Origin of the sequence: Asinibacterium sp. OR53 (assembly GCF_000515315.1) — a bacterium.
Lineage (GTDB): Bacteria > Bacteroidota > Bacteroidia > Chitinophagales > Chitinophagaceae > Sediminibacterium.
Genome location: NZ_KI911562.1, coordinates 2861625 through 2880940 on the forward strand (window position 1 = coordinate 2861625; position 19316 = coordinate 2880940).

General features: G+C 44.4%; 11 protein-coding genes and 1 tRNA gene. 4 read left to right on the forward strand and 8 right to left on the reverse strand.

Translation table 11 applies throughout. The annotated features are described in order from the left end of the window. Nucleotides 1–28 precede the first annotated feature (28 nt). The gene (locus SEDOR53_RS0112755) at nt 29–2143 is read left to right on the forward strand and encodes an endonuclease MutS2 (RefSeq protein WP_026770074.1); all 2115 of its coding nucleotides are present in this window, start codon (nt 29–31) and stop codon (nt 2141–2143) included. Between the two features lie 6 nt (nt 2144–2149). Here SEDOR53_RS0112755 and SEDOR53_RS18620 read toward each other — a convergent pair whose 3' ends face one another. From SEDOR53_RS18620 to SEDOR53_RS0112780, 5 genes are all read right to left on the reverse strand, one after another. Then, the gene (locus SEDOR53_RS18620) at nt 2150–3838 is read right to left on the reverse strand and encodes a hypothetical protein (RefSeq protein ID WP_084220428.1); all 1689 of its coding nucleotides are present in this window, start codon (nt 3836–3838) and stop codon (nt 2150–2152) included. 5 nt (nt 3839–3843) lie between these two features. After that, nucleotides 3844–6999, reverse strand: coding sequence for a TonB-dependent receptor (locus tag SEDOR53_RS0112765; protein WP_084220429.1), 3156 nt, complete (start codon nt 6997–6999; stop codon nt 3844–3846). A gap of 101 nt (nt 7000–7100) precedes the next feature. After that, nucleotides 7101–7817 (reverse strand): DUF4397 domain-containing protein, encoded by a 717-nt coding sequence (locus tag SEDOR53_RS0112770; protein ID WP_026770076.1) that lies wholly within the window; start codon nt 7815–7817, stop codon nt 7101–7103. Between the two features lie 122 nt (nt 7818–7939). Next, nucleotides 7940–8776: an alpha/beta fold hydrolase gene (locus tag SEDOR53_RS0112775; protein ID WP_026770077.1), complete on the reverse strand. Its 837-nt coding sequence runs from the start codon at nt 8774–8776 to the stop codon at nt 7940–7942. Nucleotides 8777–8794: 18 nt separating this feature from the next. Beyond that, a complete protein-coding gene (locus SEDOR53_RS0112780) occupies nt 8795–9883 on the reverse strand; it encodes an exo-alpha-sialidase (RefSeq protein ID WP_026770078.1) in 1089 nt (362 codons plus the stop codon). A 102-nt stretch (nt 9884–9985) separates the two neighbouring features. On the opposite strand from SEDOR53_RS0112780, the gene SEDOR53_RS17945 reads away from it, so the two are divergent. Continuing rightward, nucleotides 9986–12223, forward strand: coding sequence for a transferrin receptor-like dimerization domain-containing protein (locus SEDOR53_RS17945; RefSeq protein ID WP_037361251.1), 2238 nt, complete (start codon nt 9986–9988; stop codon nt 12221–12223). Nucleotides 12224–12277: 54 nt separating this feature from the next. Here SEDOR53_RS17945 and SEDOR53_RS0112790 read toward each other — a convergent pair whose 3' ends face one another. Next, entirely contained in the window at nt 12278–14587 is a 2310-nt protein-coding gene (locus SEDOR53_RS0112790) for a mechanosensitive ion channel family protein (RefSeq protein WP_026770079.1), read from the reverse strand. 170 nt (nt 14588–14757) lie between these two features. Between SEDOR53_RS0112790 and SEDOR53_RS0112795 the strand changes: the two genes are divergently transcribed. Together SEDOR53_RS0112795 and SEDOR53_RS0112800 are read left to right on the forward strand one after the other, a co-directional pair. Then, nucleotides 14758–14842: transfer RNA gene (locus SEDOR53_RS0112795), tRNA-Ser, on the forward strand. A 563-nt stretch (nt 14843–15405) separates the two neighbouring features. Beyond that, nucleotides 15406–16050, forward strand: a complete 645-nt coding sequence (locus SEDOR53_RS0112800) for a hypothetical protein (RefSeq protein ID WP_037361254.1) — start codon at nt 15406–15408, stop codon at nt 16048–16050. Here the strand turns inward: SEDOR53_RS0112800 and ppsA are convergent. Together ppsA and SEDOR53_RS0112810 are read right to left on the reverse strand one after the other, a co-directional pair. Further along, the gene (gene ppsA, locus SEDOR53_RS0112805; protein WP_026770081.1) at nt 16043–18460 is read right to left on the reverse strand and encodes a phosphoenolpyruvate synthase; all 2418 of its coding nucleotides are present in this window, start codon (nt 18458–18460) and stop codon (nt 16043–16045) included. The two genes, SEDOR53_RS0112800 and ppsA, sit on opposite strands and share 8 nt — an antisense overlap. A gap of 12 nt (nt 18461–18472) precedes the next feature. Next, entirely contained in the window at nt 18473–19303 is an 831-nt protein-coding gene (locus SEDOR53_RS0112810) for a universal stress protein (protein ID WP_026770082.1), read from the reverse strand. Nucleotides 19304–19316: the final 13 nt, after the last annotated feature.

The following is a 19316-nucleotide window of genomic DNA, read 5'->3' on the forward strand; positions in this document are numbered from 1 at the left end:
TTTGCCACTGTAAAAAAGATCAAATCACATGCGTTTGTATCCCGATTCCACGCTGGTTCAGCTGGAATTTGATAAAGTCAGGTCTTTACTGGAAGCTCATTGTAAAACAGTATATGCACAGCAAAAAGCTTCCCATCTTCGCATACATACACGTAAAGAATATATTGAGCTGGAACTGCGGCAAAGTTTTGAATACAAACAACTCTTCCTCCAAAGCCAGTATTTCCCCAACGATTTCATATTGCCCATTGCCAAAGACCTCAAATTATTGGGCATTCCGGGCGCCACGCTCAGTGCCGAGCAATGGGTGCATATCCGCAAACTCTGCGAGAACACCGCATCTATCTTTCGTTGGTTTGATACCGAACGAAGACTGGCTTTCTCCTCCATGGCAGCTATCATTGCCGGCACCCACTACGAAAAACAGATCGTGGAGAAGATCGACGAAGTGCTGGATGAAAATGGCAATGTGTTGGACACCGCCTCCCAGGAATTGCAACATATCCGCATGAGTCTTTACCGCAAACGCAATGAACTGCGCCGGGTATTCGAAAAAGTGATCGGCAAACTGGCCAAAGCAGGTTATACGGCCGATATCGATGAAAGTTTCAGCAACGGCAGGAGGGTAGTGGCCGTTTTTGCTGAACACAAGCGCCAGGTAAAGGGTATTTTGCATGGCGAAAGCGACAGCCGGAAAACAGCATTCATTGAACCCGAAGAAACCATTGAACTCAATAACGAAGTCTTTGCATTGGAACACGAAGAAGGCCGCGAGATCCAAAGAATATTGCGTGCACTGACGGCTGCTTTATCCGTTCACGCACCGTTGTTACAACAATACCTGGTCATTGCCGGTGAATTCGACTTCATTCGCGCCAAAGCCAAACTGGCGCTGGATATGAACGGCGAACTACCCAACCTGGCAGATAAGGCACAGGTACACCTGATCAATGCCTATCATCCATTGTTATTGCTGTATAACAAATCATCGCAAAAAACGACCATCCCGCTCACACTCACGCTCGATGAACGCAACCGGATACTGGTCATCAGCGGTCCCAATGCGGGCGGTAAAACCGTTGCCATGAAAACCCTGGGCCTGAACCAACTGATGCTGCAGAGTGGCCTGCTGGTGCCGGTGCACCCTACTTCGGAAATGGGGATTTTCAAACAGTTATTTATCCATATAGGTGACACGCAGAACCTGGAATTCGAATTGAGTACCTATTCCAGCCACCTGCTGCACATGAAATATTTCATTGAAACAGCCAACGGTAAAACACTGTTCTTCATCGACGAGTTGGGCAGTGGCAGTGATCCCAATCTCGGAGGCGCTTTTGCAGAAGTGATCATGGAAGAATTATCACGCAGGCACGCATTCGGTATTGTAACTACCCATTACCTGAACCTGAAAGTGATGGCCAACCATACGCAGGGTATCATCAACGGCGCCATGCAATTCGATGAAGTAAACCTCCAGCCCTTATATAAACTGGTGGTGGGTAAGCCGGGCAGCTCTTATACTTTTGCCATTGCAGAACGCATCGGATTGCCGCAGCACCTTATCAATAAAGCCAGGAAACTGGTAGAAGAAGATCATTTCAAGCTGGACAGGTTGCTCAACAGGACTGAGCAGGATTTGCAGGAATTGGATAAGGAAAAGAAACAACTGCAAAAACTGCTGAGAGAAAATGAGCGCCTGAAGAAAGAAATGGAAGTGGTGATGGACAAAGAACGCCACCGGCAGCAGGTAGAATTATTGAAGAACCAGAACCGCATCACCGAAGAGCGATTGGCTTACCTGAAAGACATGGAGCGCAAGCTCAGGCAAATTGTACTCGACTGGAAAAAATCGGAGAACAAGAACGAGGTGATCAAGAACCTGCAAAACCTGTTGTTCAAACGGAAAGAAGAAATTGTAGTTAATAAACTGGCTAAAAAAGTAGACCAGAAATACAAAGAACTCACGCAACATATTTCCGTTGGCTCTCTCGTAAAACTGAAGAAAAATTACCAGGTGGGTGAAGTCAAGGAAATACGCGGCAAGCGCGCCATTGTTCAGATTGGTGCATTACCTATGAATGTAGAGTTGAGCGACCTGGTATCAGTTGAAAAGCTTGCCGATGATGAAAAGAAATCATAACGGGCATTAGTGACGAACGCCCAGATCTTCACATATCCACTCAGGCCATTCCGTTTTAACAGCAAAATTGTAAGGGAGAAAATACCGATTGATCACTGCATTGTTCAAGCAGGATACCATCATATATCCTTTACTGCGCAGCGCTTGCGAAAGGTCTACCGGTTTGGAAAAATTAATGAAGTCGTGGAAACTACCCGTAAACTTTTGAGGCCAATGTTTGGCAAATGGTGAGTGTAGCGATTGATGTCCTTTTGTAGACAATTTCTTGTAAATAGCTTCATTGTAATGATATAAATTCACTGTGTCTGATGAACTGTTTTCCCGAATGAAAGGGTACTCAATATCTTTTGTATCAGTCAGTATGTCGATATCCTTCCAGCCCAATGGCATAGAACCGTGTTTTCCCCATTGTACAAAAGCCATTGCGCGATTCTGGTGTTGTCTGGCATCTATTACAGCTTGAGGGCATGCTTTCAGTATACGGCCATGAAAATACACAAAGTAATCGCTTATTTCTGTCCTTTCCTGGTTCAAACGTACCCAGATGATCTCATGATCGCAAGGATCATTGTCATCAGGAAAATCAATATCATCTTCCCAAAATAAATGATAAGCGATCCAGGGAGCTGAAGGGTGCATGATGGCAACAGCATCTTTTAACTTAAAGGGTTCCGAAGGCACAGTCATTAAACGGGGAGCAAATTTCAGGATGATTTTTTGCTCTTCCGGCGATGCTTCTTTAGGAGGCGCAAAAAATAACGCCTGATCGTATCGCTTACTGGCATCTGTCAGGCATCGTTGTTGATGGAACTCAATAGCAGCCTTATTTGCATCCGAAGCACTGTCGTTACAGGCGCAACTGGAATACAATGCTGATCTCTGAATTGTAGTGGCTGAAGTTTTTTTTGAGGCATGCAATCTGTTCAATGTATCCGAAAGAGCCGCAATATGATCCGTATTGATGTAATCGACTCCCAGTTCCATGAGTGTTTGCCATGCTTCCGGATTATCAGGCGCTCCCCAGAAACGAACGGGTTTATGCAAATCATGCGCTTTCCGGATAGCAGCGATGAGTACAGTCCTGTCTTGCGCTGGCAATGGTTCTGTTCCTTTCCAGGCAGTATAATCTTTCAGGTTGGCGCTCATCATAACTACTTTTTGCAAAGCCTCATTGTTGTAGTCCTTCTTCAACTCAGCATCGAATACAATATAGGGTGGGTATAACCGAAATGAGTCCTGCGATGGTCTGTTGCCAGAAATGGCGAACTGTACTGAAGTATTATGTGTCAGCTCAGGATATTTTTCCAATGTTTCTACCAGCTTTTGCAAAGTAGGTGCCGCCGTTGTTTTTACGTCGATCAGTATTTGCAATTTTTGGTTAACATCCACAAAAGGATAGCCCCCATGTTGACGCATACATTGTAGCAAAGGCAGCAGGTACAAGGAATCCAATCTTCTCTTATTTTGAGCAATTTCTTCCAACGTATGTGCCACCAGTAACTCAGGTTCTTTGTTCAGCAGGAAAATATCTGCTTCAATGCTGCCAAACCCATGCTGGTAAGCTTCCCAGAAAGGCAGCGATTGTTCATAATCGTTGTGAGAATGAGCGTTGGCTGTAGTATAAACAGCAGGTTGGGCCATCAATGACCCAACACTGCTGCACAAAAATAAAATAACAATTAATCGATTGAACATGGACTTTAGAAATTATAGCGTACGCCCAGTTGAATGGTGTAAGGAACCGTGTTCTTGAAAAGAGTACCGGCATTGGTATTGACAGTATACTTCCAGTTGTTGGTAGTGTTGTCAAAACCAGTAACTCTGTACAGGTCGGTATTGATTACAGACCGGTATCCACCCCATTCATGATTCAACAAGTTGAGCACGTTAAAGATATCTGCCCTGAAATTAAGCTTTTGCTTTTTATCGATGCTGATGCTTTTGGCGATGCTCATATTCCACATAAAACGCCAAGGCATCAAACCACCATTGTTCTCTGCGAAACGGCCCATGTTGTCAAGAAGGTATTGACGGAACTGGGGACTGGTCTTTTGCAGCAATGTCTGCATATCGGTCTTGATATTATCTGGTGTTTTGCTGTCGTTCGGGTCGTAGATATAAGCCAGGTCGTTTTTATTACCATCTCCGTTCACATCGGTGTTAACCATGGCAGAGAAACGATCGCCCTGGTAATAAGTCATGGAAGAACTTACCGTAAATCCATAATAAGCAGGGGTAAGTACTACCAGCACCAATTTATGTTTCAGGTCTTCGTTGCTGTACCAGTTGCTTCCATAAGAACTGTAATCCCAGTACGAAGAGCCTACATTCATATTCGCATTGCGGGGGTCGCCGGCATTGTAGTTGGGAGTGCCGGTGGCTTTTCCACGGGTATATGAAAACGAAACCGTTCCGCCTTTACCAAAAGTGGCTGCTGCATCCAGCACGAATGCGCGGAAACTGGAGCCCCAGGGTGTATTGGTGAACATCCTTACCTGGTTGAAATCGGTAGTGATCCTGGCTTTGTTGTAATCGGCCATGGTACTGGTTGCACTCAACGAGCTGGCAGGCACATATATACCTCTTCCTTCACCGGTATAAAATTCAGGCGTACGCTTCACGTTCTGATCCATCAGGTAGAAGTTGTTCCAGGTGTAGTTATAATAGAAGTTGGCGCCTACCCTTAACCAACTGGCAAGGTACCTGTAATAGCTCAGGTTGGTTTTGAAAGTAGAAGGTGTTTTCAGGTTTTTATCCATCATGGTAATCGTAGCGGCCGGCTTTACTGCGAGTGAATTGTAATAATCAAGACCGGGCACTTTTGAAAAATCGTTTTGATAAGCTACCCAGTCGGCATAAGGGATCGCAGCACCCGGTGCACGGGCATCTACCTGCCTGAAGTCGATACCATTGTCGATATGTGAGAAAGTGATGGCCTGTGTTGTAAACTGTGAAGCAAAGAGGCCTGCTCCGAATTTAACGATATCAGTTCCTTTACCATTTACATCCCAGGTGATGTTTACACGGGGTTGAATTTTTTTGTAGTCAAAAGGAACCACATGATTGTTCAAGCCAAGGTCTTTTTCCAACAGGGGATTATACACGGGAGGATCTGCGATAACCGTTCCATCCCAACGAAGACCTGCTACCAGGTTGATATTCTTGGTGATATCTGTTTCCATTTGTGCATAAGCTCCCAACTCAATTACATTACAATTACAGTCGCCCACAGGGTTCAACGCGATCTTCCTGTTAAAACGCCAGGGGTTGTTATTGGCGAAATCGCCGAGACTGGCATAATAGAACTGTCCTTGCTGATCGTGAGTGAGCCTGTCTTTGATCTTGGTAATGATATTGTCTGTACCGAATACAAATGAAAACTTGTTGACTTTCAACCGCAGGTTATCAACCAATTGCCAGGCAGTAGAAGCGCTTTTCTCGGGTACCCAGTTCTGGTTACCGAAAGCCACTGTTTTCTTATTGGTGCTACCATCACTGAATGTTGATACTACATCTACAAACCCTTCGGGCAAACGGTTATACAGGAATCCCAGGCCACGGTAGTTATCGTCGTAGTTGATCTTTAAGTCGTTACTCAGGTTCTTGTTGATATCGGAACGAAGACTGAGGTAAACCGCTTTATCCCACTGATCACCGATGTATTCGGTTGATAACAGTCCGCCGCCTTTCAACTTATCCGGATCAGAAAAACTTTGATAATTGAAACGAAGCGTGAGGAGGTTTTTAGTGTTGAGGTTCCAGTCGAAACGGGCCATGAAATTCTTGGTTACCTGTTTGATATCAATGGCGCCATACTGCTGTACATTGGCAAAGCCCATTTTATTTCGCATGATACTGATCACAGAATCGAGGTTGGCTTTGGTGATACCCAGGTTTTTTTCGGCCTGGTCTTGCGTGGCACCCTGTGAAGTAAAATCGTAGGCGCGGAAAGGATAAGTTTTCTGGTATTGATCATAAGAAACCATGAAATGCAATTTGTTCTTGATAATCGGACCGCTTAAACTGGCACCTCCCTGGAAAGTCTCGTATTTGCTTGTGATCGGTTTACCGTTCACATCTGTATGTTGTGAAAGTGAATTGGCTGTGTAATAAGTCCATACAGCACCAGTGAATGTATTGGTACCTGATTTGGTAATGGCTTTCACCACACCGCCAGAACCGCGGCCGTTGGTTACATCATAAGAGTTGGTCTCCACTTCAAACTCACGAACGGTCTCCAGTGAAATAGGAAAAGCGCCTTCGGTAGGTGATCCAAACAGTGTACGCCTGTTGGTAACACCATCAATAAGGTAACCAATTCCGCCTGGCTTTGTTCCACCCAATGCTCCATTGCCTGAAGCAAGGGGCGAAAGGGTAGCAAGCTCCAGGTAGTTCCTGGTTTGTAAAGGCAATTTTTGCAAAGCCCTTCCCGAAATAGCGGTAGAAGCGCCCAGCCGGTCTTTCGAATTGATGAAAGAAGTGGATCTTACCGAAACCTCTGTCAGCGTAGCCGCACCCGCAACCAGTTGTACGTTGGGAAGATTGAACCTGTCGCCCAGGTTGAGGTTGATGCCAGTGAATTCTTTCGACTGGAAACCTATGTGCGACAATATGATGGTGTAATTACCTACAGGCAAGTTCGTTACTTTGAACTGCCCTTTGATATCGGACACAACGGTAGTGGAAAATCCTGTTGACAGGTTTTTGGCCGTAACGTTGGCACCTTGTATGGGTTTTTTAGCAGTAGAATCGAACAGGTATCCGTTGATACTGATATCGGTACCCTGCCCGAAAGCAAAAGCAGAAGACAACAAGAAAAGAAAAAAAAGACGCACATGCAGGTAGTTCATTCGCATATTTCAGAATTTTTGCAAAAGAACGCCACAGAGATTATGTAAATGTTACACAAATGTTATCCGAATGTGAAGCATCAGGACATATTCATTTCTTATTTTATTTAAAGCTGCCCGTTGGAGATATAACGTATCTGCACTGCTTTGGTGGAGTCTGCCTGGTTAGGCGCTCCTATAAATAGTAATGTATATACTTTCTTTGCCTCCAGCGTAATGGTACGGCTTGCATTGATGGTTTGTGTTTTGTTACTGATATTGATGCTGGCTTGTCCGGGTGCTGCCGCCACAAACCCCGAAATGCTTTGAAAAGCTGCGTTTTCTTGAACAATGGCACTGCCATTAGCAATGATACTAACCGTAGGGTAAGTAGAATCAGGTATGGCATTGATATAACGGATATAAGCTTGTCCGTTTGCACCGGAGAGGCTATCCACCTCATCTTGCACCAGCACATTTTTATATTTACCACCAATGCCTGTCAGGAACATGGAATAATACTTACCAGGTGAAAATGTACGGGTAGCCGTATCGATATTGGTATTGTTGCTGAAATCATACGCCACTACTGTACGGGTTCCCGAGTAAATATTTACATAAGCACCGGTATAACCCGCAAATGGTAAAGGGTTATAAGTAAGACTGTTCCCTGAAAGCAAAAAACCGGCAGCGGGTTTATCAGGCGCCAGGTTGAAGGCCATCAATAAAGCAGTCTGCGCCGTATCGTGATTATTAAGTGATTTTGTACAGGATGATGCAGTCATTCCAATCACAAACAGGGTAACAATCGCCAGGAAAATGCGTGAAAATGAAAAAGTCTTCATGTGTTACAGTTTTTGGGTCATAGCCAAGGTTAACTGTTACCACAGAAAATTTAATGCCAAAAAAGAAATGGCTGTTTGAAAAGCTGCTAAAATTTTGTCAATTCATTGAACGGTTCATCCGGTTATTTTAAAAAAGTATTGATCATACTAACGACAAGTTTTGGCAATGCCGTATTCTCGCTGCAAATCTCACCAATGCATTCACCGTGTGCGCCGGGCAGGATGATCAACTGTGCATGAGGCAGCGCGCGCGACAATTCCAATGCATGTTCGGGTAGCACTACATCTTTATCACTATTGATAACCAATGCAGGCGCTGTTATGGATTTGATATCGACATCACTGATGTCTTTGAACGCCATCATCCGGTCAACATCGCGGTTGAACATGGCCTGCAGCCCTTTGGTGTTACCGGGACTGGCTTTCAAATACGCATCCTGCAAAGGCTGCGGCATATTGGCAAGTGTTGCGTTGGGAAAGCCTTCAAAAAAGCCGGGGGGCATACCGCTTCGCTTGTATGTTGCAGAAACCAGTACCAGCTTATGCACCAACGCAGGATGCCGGATGGCGATCTGCAGGCAGGTGGTTCCACCGTTGCTGAAACCCATGAAATCCGCTTTCTCAATGTGCAATTGCTGCAACAATGCTGCTACATCATCCGCGTCCTGCTCAAAACTCAAAGGGCGGTCAATATCTGGTGTATGACCATGTGCCTGTAATTCTATGGCAATGACCTGGTGTGTTTGAGCAAGTTCGGGCAGTATACGACCATAAGTAGATTCTATGGTAGAACCTCCGCCGTGCAGTAATACAAGCGGCATCTTGCCGCGGCCATGTATTTCGTAATAGAGGTGCAGTCCGTTGACGTTGGCATAACGACCGGCTGGTGATGTTTGTGCATTCATGTATAAAGAAGTAATGATGATCAGGGATAATAAAATGCATTTACGTTGTGTCATAAACATGTTTTATAACAGTTAATCCGGCCATTGTCCTTTCAGGATCTTTTGGGTTTTGAGTTGGGAAGGATCGATCTTTACGTATTTTATTTTTTCACGCCTCCAGGTGTATACAATATGCACCATTCCATCTTTCGATTGAATAACAGATGGATAAGAATACTCACTGACCGGGGAATCTTCCAGCACCAACGCTGCATACCATTGTTGCCCGTCTTTTGATACCGCTACATTTAAAGGCGTTCTTATGCCCCTGCCTTCAGCTGCGGTTGCCGGTGGCTTTACGTGGTTATACACCAACAGATGCCTGCCATCCTTTAGGGAGACAGCATCTGTTCCTGAATTGTTGTTGGGTAGCTCCGTGGCTGTCATGCTGCTCCATGTTCTTCCGCTGTCGTAACTCCACGATTGGTTGATAGTAGTATTTTGGCTTCTGCATAAAACCTGCAGGCTTCCGTCTTTGTATTGCAATATGCTTGGCTGAATGGCCGAGAGGGTTTTACCGTCGTTGATATCGGCCGACTTTGTCCATGTTTTTCCCATATCATGGGTGTATTCAAAATGGGCTTTCCATCCGTCTCTCTCCGTACTGGAAGGACAAATCAAGGTTCCCGCTACCGCTACAGGCTTATTCTTAATCGGCCCCAGAAACCCAGTAGGTAAGGACTCGCGTTTGCTCCAGGTGTGGCCATTGTCTCTTGAACGGATCATCCAACCGGTCCATCCTGCTACATTAGGGCCTATTTTGTAAAACAGCAACAATTCACCATCCGGTACCTGGTACAATACCGGATTATAACAAGCATAACGGAGTGTATCATTGATCACACCATCCGCAACTTTTACAGGATCTGTCCAACGATCATTTTTCATCCTGCTGGTATAAATACACACATCATTACAGCCTTCATAACTGCCGCCAAACCATGCTGCAATCAGTCCCTCTTTTGTTTCAGCAATCGTAGCGGCATGGCATTGCGGAAATGAGGCTTTTTGATAAATGAATTCATCTCTTAATATCCCGGCCTTCCATTTTTTTACCTGGGCAAAACTGTGCCAGGAAAAAAACAGGAACAGTATATTCAAAATAAGATATCTTTTCTTCATAAAATAGCTTCCAGTGCCAGGTTCAGGTATTCCCATTTAAACGAAGATACAAGACCTGGTGCTGAAAGAAGTCCATCTTTATAATCATAATCGATTCAAGACATGAGAAAAAAACTATTCCTGCCCTTATTGTTGCTCAACACGGGTTTACTGGGTTCAGCTCAAAACAAACCATTGACAGGTTTCAGCGCAACCGCTTCATTAAAACAGGTAGCCGCTGAAAAGCAGTTCGACAGCTACCTGCTGGCCAAAAACGTAGATCATTATATCAAAGATCTTTCTGCAAGACCCCACCATGTAGGATCGCCCGGAGGTGAGGCCGTAACCCAGTACATCTTAAACCATTTTAAAAACTGCGGTTTCGATGCGCATGTTGAAACATTTTATGTGCTGTTTCCCACACCCAAAGAAAGATTGCTGGAAATGACCGGCCCTGTTAAATACAAGGCTGTATTAGCGGAACCGCCGTTGAAAGAAGATGCTACATCGGGACAAACAGCAGAGCAATTACCCGTCTATAATGCTTTCAGTGCCGATGGAGATGTAACCGGTAAGCTGGTATTTGTGAACTACGGTGTTCCTGCCGATTACGAGCGACTGGAACGGATGGGCATAGATGTGAAAGGAAAAATTGTGATTGCAAAATATGGCCGGTCCTGGCGTGGCATTAAGCCGAAAGTAGCGCAGGAACACGGCGCTATCGGATGTATCATCTATTCTGATCCGAAAGATGATGGTTATTACCAGGGAGATGTGTATCCTAAAGGGGCATTCAGGAATGAATATGGAGCGCAACGCGGATCGGTGATGGACATGCCCGTTTATCCGGGCGATCCTTTGACACCCGGAACGGGCGCTACCAAAGACGCTAAAAGACTGGATCGAAGCGCTGCCGGGAATCTTTTAAAGATACCCGTATTGCCCATCAGCTATCACGATGCTGCTCCGTTGCTGCAATCGCTTGAGGGGCCGGTAGCCCCGGAAGAATGGCGCGGTGGTTTTCCTTTTACTTATCATGTAGGGCCCGGTAATACAACAGTACACCTTAAATTAGCTTTCAACTGGGATATCAAACCCATACACGATGTGATCGCTGTAATGAAGGGTAGTGAATTGCCCGATGAGTGGGTGATGCGCGGCAACCACCACGATGCCTGGGTTAATGGCGCAGAAGACCCCATCAGCGGACAGGCAGCTATGATGGAAGAAGCAAGGGCCATCGGCGAGCTGGCAAAAACCGGATGGCGTCCTAAACGTACCATCGTATATGGAGCCTGGGATGGGGAAGAGCCCAGCCTGCTCGGTTCTACCGAATGGGCCGAAGAGCATGCAGCAGAACTTCAACAGAAACTCGTATTGTACATTAATTCAGATGGTAATGGCCGTGGATTTCTTTTCGCAGAAGGCTCGCATGCATTGGAGCCCTGGATGAACGAAATTGCTGCGGATGTCCACGATCCGCAAACAGGTATCAGTGTACTGGAAAGAAGGCGGGCATTTGATATCATCAGCGCCGGTAATAACATCAAAAGCAAAAAAGAACTGCTGGCGAAAAAAACGATTGCATTGGGTGCGCTTGGCTCCGGTTCCGATTACAGTCCCTTTATTCAGCACCTGGGCATTCCTTCACTCAACCTGGGTTATGGTGGTGAAGATGCAGGTGGTGAATACCATTCTGTATATGATTCTTACGACAACTACCGGCGCTTCAAAGACTCCAGTTTCGAATATGGTGTAGCCCTTGCTAAAACTGCAGGCCGCAGCACATTGCGCATGGCCGATGCCGATATATTGCCTTTCGATTTTACCACACTTTATAAAAACATCGGAACTTATGTGAAGGAAGTGATCGCGCTTGCCGACCAGTCGCGCGAAACCACCGAAGTGGAAAATCAACTGGTGAAGGAAAAACAATATGCTTATGCTGCCGACCCGCTGCACAAAGAATTACCTCCTGCCGCAAAAGATGAAGTGCCGTTCTTGAATTTTGCAGCGTTACAAAATGCGATGACCGGCCTGGAGAATGCCAGCAAACAACTGGAGACTGTGATTGCCAAAGGCGGACTTACCAAAGAGCAGCAAAATAAACTGAATCGCAGACTCTACCAGGCCGAGCAGCAATTGCTGATGGAAAAAGGCCTTCCCCGCAGGGGCTGGTACCGTCATGCCATTTATGCGCCGGGTTTTTATACCGGCTATGGTGTTAAAACATTGCCCGGCATTCGTGAGGGCATAGAACAACGCAACTGGAAAGAAGCGCAGGAACAGATCGATATCGATGCCGGTGTAATAAAGAACTTTGCTAGCTGGTTGAATGCGGCAGCGAATGGCGCTGAATAAATTTTAAAGTAAAAATCCGCTTACTGCGTTCAGTCAAGCGGATTTTTACTTTAGTTATGACACTTCAATACCCTTTTTATCGAGGTAATTGTAAATCGCTTCACGGGCTGCAGCACTAGTGGCGGAAGATGAACCAACATCTGTACACCAGAAACTCACTTTCAGCCGCACTGCTTTGGAAGTCACGTGTTCAATGGACAGTTCCGGTTCCTTCCGCAGAAATATGCCCGGTATTGTTTTAACCAATTCTTTTATTTCCGGTTGTATCGAATCAGTGTACGTTGTCTTATCGAGATTGAAAGACAACGTTGAGCGCACCTGGTTATTGCTCAGGGTCCAGTTAATGATATTATGCGAAAGCACATCTCCATTGGGAATGATCACTTCTGCTCCTTCATCGGTAAGAATGGTACTTGAACGGATGCTGATTTCCTTGACCCTGCCTTTTTTACCGCCTACCTCAACGGTGTCGCCTAAACGCATCGGCCTGTCGAAAATAATGATGATGCCCGATACAAAATTATTAATGATACTCTGTAGACCAAGACCAATACCTACGCCCAAAGCGCCGAGTACAAAAGTGATTTTGTCAATCGGCAATCCCGAAGCGGCCACAGCCAGGAAGAATCCGGCAATTAACAGGACAAGCCGTGTAACCAACAGCCTGGAACGCTGGTTGCGGTCGTCTATCGAAGCATCGTCACCTGTATCGCCAAAAAAATAAGCAATGTATTTCTGGAAGAAGTTGGCTATCCAGATAATACCCAGGAACAGGAGGATACCATTGAATGTAAAACTGATTTTGCCCACGTTCCTAGAGGTATTGAACAGGTCTGAAAGTGTGTCACCCAGCATATCATATACATTGAGACTGTTCGTGACTACAATCAGCCATACAATGGCAGCCACAATGCCCATGAGTTTCGTGATCGAGCGGACAATACCCTCAAATTCAAATGAATCCGGGTAATTTTTCCGCATCCGGCTGCTTTGAATTTGCAGTAAAAATGTTTCTGTAATCAGTTGTACAAAAACCATGAGTCCAATAGCCGACGAAAGCGAAAAAAATGCGGTGGAGCCCGCTATTTGCGACAATGTAACCCTTCCAAGCAGGTTGCAGGCTATGGCAGTGAGGTGCAAGGCAAGATAGATGATTACGGCAAAGCGCAACATCCATGAACGGCCGGGCTTTTCTTTCGAGGTGAAAAAGAAATACACTGCCAGTGCTGCGGAAGCAGCATTCAATAGCAGCCTTGCCCATCGCCCGGAATAAGTAGCGAGTAAATGACCCGATTCGGCAAAATATAGCGTGAAAGACAATACAATGAAAATGCACCACAGCATAAAATAATGCTTTGACAATCGCCGGTAGAAAAGAATACCCAGTGCCAGCACCAACAACAACTGGCTATATTCAATGTAAACGGCAGGTGCGCGTGGATCGAAAAGTGGGGCAAGATTCAGTGTGAATACCAGGCAGGCGATGACCGGCAGGGAACTGACATAATGGAAATGAAATTCAGTTATGGATGACAGTTTATCCAACCGCCTGAGGCTGCGGAAATTGAACCAGACCCAGTAAAAATAAATGACAAGGGTAATGACCAGCCAAAAACGGATACTACCGGCATTCATAAAATAATAACTGGCCAGTTTTTTTTCACCGGCATACCTGATCTCGTTATCCTGCCGGGCCGCTGCCCCGCTGTCGACCGAAGAAGAAGTTTCCCACAAATACGATTGTTCTTTACTGAAAGCATTATACCTCAAATCATCGGAAACAGCATCCACCTGGAACAATAGATCAGCAATAGTAATGTTATTTGCAGCAACACGGGACTTCAGGTTATTGATAAGCTTGTTGCTGGATTTAAGCAGGCTGTCGGCCTCGTGCCATTTACTGCGCAGCCGTTTCAATTGCGGCGCAAAAACACTACGCAACGCAGTATCTCTAAATATATATCTAATCAGGGTATCTTTTTTAAGCCCGATGATCTCTTTTTTTAATCCATCCAATTTTGTACGGTAATCATCCAGGTTATCCTCATAACCCTTCATAACCATAGCCAGTTTATCCAGTAAGGTATTATATACCTGCAGGCTGCGGATATTCAGGAAACGGGTATGCGTCATCCTTTCCTTAAGAATGGCCACAGCAGCATCATTCTGTCCAATGTCATGTTCAATGTTATCCAGGTTCAGAAAACTTGAAGTCACGATCGGCACTTTATTCAACACCTGGAACACCTGTTCGAAACTTTCCAGGTAATCATTTTGCTGCGGAACCGCGTTTTCAGTAAAAAAAGTGGAGTCTGCCCGGTGGTGGACATGTTTGATCGTATCCTGGCAAAACTCGTCCCGCATAAGAGCAGCAGGACAAAAATAAACTGGCACCTGGTCATTAAGTTATTACTTGACGGTTGATACCGAAAGATAGATCATTTTCGGTGATGATAAGTTTTGCCCAACCGGCTGTGCAGCACTGATTTTCAAGATTTTTTTTGCTGTTTGGATTCAAAACGTACTTTTGCGCCGGAGAGATGGCAGAGCGGTCGAATGCGGCGGTCTTGAAAACCGTTGACTGTAACAGGTCCGGGGGTTCGAATCCCTCTCTCTCCGCTAAAAGGGAAGTTTAAACTTTTCAAAATCCCTAAAAAGTATAGAAAGTCTGTAATTTTCAATGAATTACGGACTTTTTTTTGGGGTAAAAACAAGTGCAGATTAAGATTTGTCTATCTACGTATCACCATCACTCAACTTTTTCCTGGATTGCCTAACTACTAAAGTGAACAAGCATAAAACTGAGTTCATGAATAGTGATGTCACTATTACAGCAAAAGGATTAATAGGTTTCGTGCAAGGCAAAACCGTTTCCAAAGCAAAAGTGTATCACTTAAGAGATGGATTCCTGTTCTGATAGTAATCATTGGCTCTGTTGACTGGTATCATAGTTTAAAAGGAAGCTGATTGATAATTTTAATATGTTGATATGGGAGAATATGAAACGCATATCCATTGACACTGTTTAGAACCTGTTTGAAATTTATAAAAATGGAGTCAATAAGCGTTGAGATTGCCATGTTGTCGCGCTAAATAAATTCGAGATAAGCTTTATGCACTACTTCTCGCAATTGACGCAACTTCCATAAAACAAAACATCAATCTCCAATAAATCAAATGATATGCAGAATAATTTCAAAACAATGCATAATGCTCTTCTACTCTTAACTTGTTGTCTGTCTCTGTTCATTTCATGCAGCCCTTCCATACGAATGACGGCATCCTGGAGCGATAATAATGTTCAACCAGTACGGTTTTCTAAAATACTGGTTGTGGCGATTGGGAAAGATCTGGAAAAAAGACGATTGGGGGAAGATCATATAAAAGCCGAATTACAGAAGCGAGGTATTTTTGCAGCGACAAGCCTTGATGAATTCGGACCCGGCCTCGCCAGTCAAATTGACTCGGGAAAAATGCGTCAGACAATATTAGACAAGCAATTTGACGGAATCATAACGGTCAGGGTATTGAACATTAATGAACATGATCGTTGGGTACCGGGACATATTTATTATGGCCCGGTGGGATTCTACCGGGGATTTTATGGATACTACACCAGGGTTTGGGGTTATTATGGAGACCCCGGATATACGGTCACAGATGTGGAGGTCTTACTGGAAAGTAATCTTTTCAAAGCAGCCACAGGGGAACTTCTTTGGTCAGGGCAATCAAAGTCTTTTACCAGAGATCCTACATCGGAAATGGCTACCCGTTATGCGAAGAATATTGTGGAGGATATGATCCGAAAAGGAGTGATCGTCATATGAGCCTCCCACGCGTTTGTAGTTGTAATGTGTTGAATATCTCGTTTTCGGCTTTCCTGATATTTTCAATTCCTTTTATCAATGCATCGGAATTAAATGAAATGCTGTCTATTCCTTCTCTTACTAAAAAGCCTGCGAATGCCGGAATATCGCTGGGAGCTTGTCCGCATAAGCCAATTTTTACGCCTGCTTTTTTTGCTTTTCTGATTACAGTGGCTACCATTTCCATAGCAGCTTCGTCTTGTTCGTTGAATAATTCGCTTATGGTGGAAGAATCCCTGTCCACACCTAAAGTGAGCTGGGTAAGATCATTAGAACCAATGGAAAATCCATCAAATACCTGGGCGAATTTTTCTGCCAGCAGCACATTGCTGGGTATCTCTGCCATTACATAAATTTCAAGATCGTTAGAGCCCTGTTCAAGCCCGAAATTTTTCATGACAGCAATCACTTTGTTGCCTTCTTCTACCGTTCTGCAAAAGGGGATCATTATTTTCACATTTTTAAGCCCCATCTCATCCCGTACTTTGCGGATGGCTTCGCACTCCAGTCTGAAGCCTTGTTTATATGATTCATGATAGTACCTTGAAGCACCCCGGAAACCCAGCATTGGATTTTCTTCTTTCGGCTCAAATTCTTTTCCACCCACCAGGTTAGCATATTCATTTGTTTTGAAATCACTCATCCGCACAATGACATCTTTTGGATAAAAAGCGGCCGAAATGGTGGCAATGCCTTCGGCCAGCTTATCGATAAAATATTTTTCTTTATCAGGGTAACTATGAGTCAGCTCTTCTATTTTTTGTTTTGCTTCGGTGTCTTTTAGCTGCTTGAATTTTACCAGTGCCATCGGATGTATGCGAACGGTATGTGTAATGATGAATTCCATCCGCATAAGTCCTACACCGTCATTGGGATAGAAAGAAAGTTTAAAGGCTTTGTCAGGATCTCCGGTAATCAGCATCACTTCAGTAGATTCGGGTTTGCTGATCTTTGAAAAGTCCAGCTCCAATTCTTCAAAATCGGCTTTGCCTTCATATATAAAACCTGTTTCGCCCTCACAACAGGATATGGTGATGACGGCCCCATCGGAAATCTTTTCGGTCGCGTTTCCACATCCTACAATAGCCGGCACCCCCTGTTCCCGGGCAACAATAGAGGCGTGGCTTGTTCTCCCGCCTTTATTAGTAATAATGGCTGAAGCTTTTCTTAAAATTGGATCCCAATCCGGGCTGGTAAGATCGGTTACAACAATTTCTCCGGGATTTAATTTGTATGATTCCTGCGGAGAGTCCAGGATTCTTGCTGTTCCAATTGCAATATTGCTGCCAACGGCTTCTCCTTCCGCAAGCAATCGTCCCTTTTTTTGTAATTTATATTCCTTTACAATAAGCGGATTCTTTTGTGTGTGCACAGTTTCCGGCCTTGCCTGGATAATGAACAACTCGCCAGTTTCACCATCCTTGGCCCATTCAATATCCATCGGTTTACCATAATGATCCTCAATAATCATTGCCCATTTAGCCAGCTTTGTTATTTCCGCATCTGTAAGTACATATTGTTCCTTTTTTTTCTTTTCGGTAACAATGTTTACTACGGGGGTATTTTCATCGTCACTGTAAATCATCGTTTTTTCCTTTTCTCCCAGCTTCTTTTGCAGGATAGCTTTTTTTTCTTGTAACAGGGTGGGTTTAAACACCAGGAATTCATCCGGTGTTACTGTTCCCTGAACAATGTTTTCTCCCAGGCCCCATACACCGGCAATATGTATCACATTCCGAAAGCCCGATTCAGGTTCCAGGGTAAATATTATGCCGGAAGAGGCTTTGTCGGACCGAACCATTTTCTGAATTCCTACTGATAACAAAACTTTGTTGTGGGCAAAGCCATTGTCCTCCCGGTATTTAATGGCCCGATTCGTGTAAAGTGATGTAAAACATTTTTTTACAGCGCTTAGTACCGCTTCATCTCCTTTGATATTGAGGTATGATTCATGCTGTCCTGCAAAACTGGCCTGTGGCAGATCTTCGGCAGTAGCGCTGCTGCGAACGGCTACCGCTGAAAGATGTTCCCCGCATAGCTCGTGGTATGCCTGTGTAATAGCCAATTCAAGATCGGCGGATAGCGCTGCTTTTAAAACCAGGTTTCTTGCTTCTGCACCTATCTTTTCAAGATTAGTAAAATTTTTTTTGTCAAGCTGCCCCATCAGTTCCTGCATGGGTACAAGAAGATTATTATGTTTCAGGAATTCTTCGAATGCGAACGCTGTTGTAGCAAAACCATTGGGAACAGGAATACCCTTTGAGGAAAGTTTTGAATGCATTTCGCCCAAGGATGCATTCTTGCCCCCAACCACTGCTACATCGTCAATAGTAATTTCATGGAACTTTTTGATTAATTGATACTTTTCCATCTTAAATAAAGTTTATTCATGAATAGTCATGATGGGAATATGTGCGTGCAGCACCATATGTCTTGAATGACTGTGCCGGAAAAGCCGGCTGATAAAGTCATGATTTTTGGGGATGATGATCAGCAGATCTAGTTTATTCTGTTCGGCAAATTCAATGATCGCGTCCTCTATGTTAGTATGGGTGAGGTAATGGAATGTGGGGCTGGTGGCTCCAAGCATTTTTCGGAGGCGTCTCAATTCGATCTCTGTTTCCCATTCAGCTTCAGGATTGGAGGGTTCATTACGTACATAGAGTATGTGTAGTTCAGCATTGAATTCTTTAACAAGCTGTTTTATTTCTTCTGCATGCACAGATTCATTTACATCCCTGAAGTCACAAGCGAATCCTATTTTCTTGATATCTTTAAATTTTGTGTCAGCAGGGACTAAGATCAACGGCCATTCTAATTCATTCATGGCCTTGAAACTCCTGGCTCCCAGGAAGAATCTATCAACTGCATCGGCACTTTCAGTACCCATAACTACGGCATAAGGTTTGAGCCGGTTACTATATTGCTCTATCTCTGTAACGACATCGCCCAATTTTGCTTCCACATGGATAATTATTTTATCCTGAAGCCGGTTCAGCATTTGTTCTTTGATAGCCGATAGTCGTATACCGACCTCCTCTTCTATATCATCCAAATAGGTTGAAAGGAGTGGGCCTTCAGTCATTGTAACAGGTATACTGTATACATGCAATATGTTCAGGTTGGCTCCGATACATAAGGCCATATCTGCAGCATAATCAACAGCATTTAAGGAAATAGGCGAGAAATCAGTTGGGGCAATAATCGTTTTCATATAAGTTCTTTAT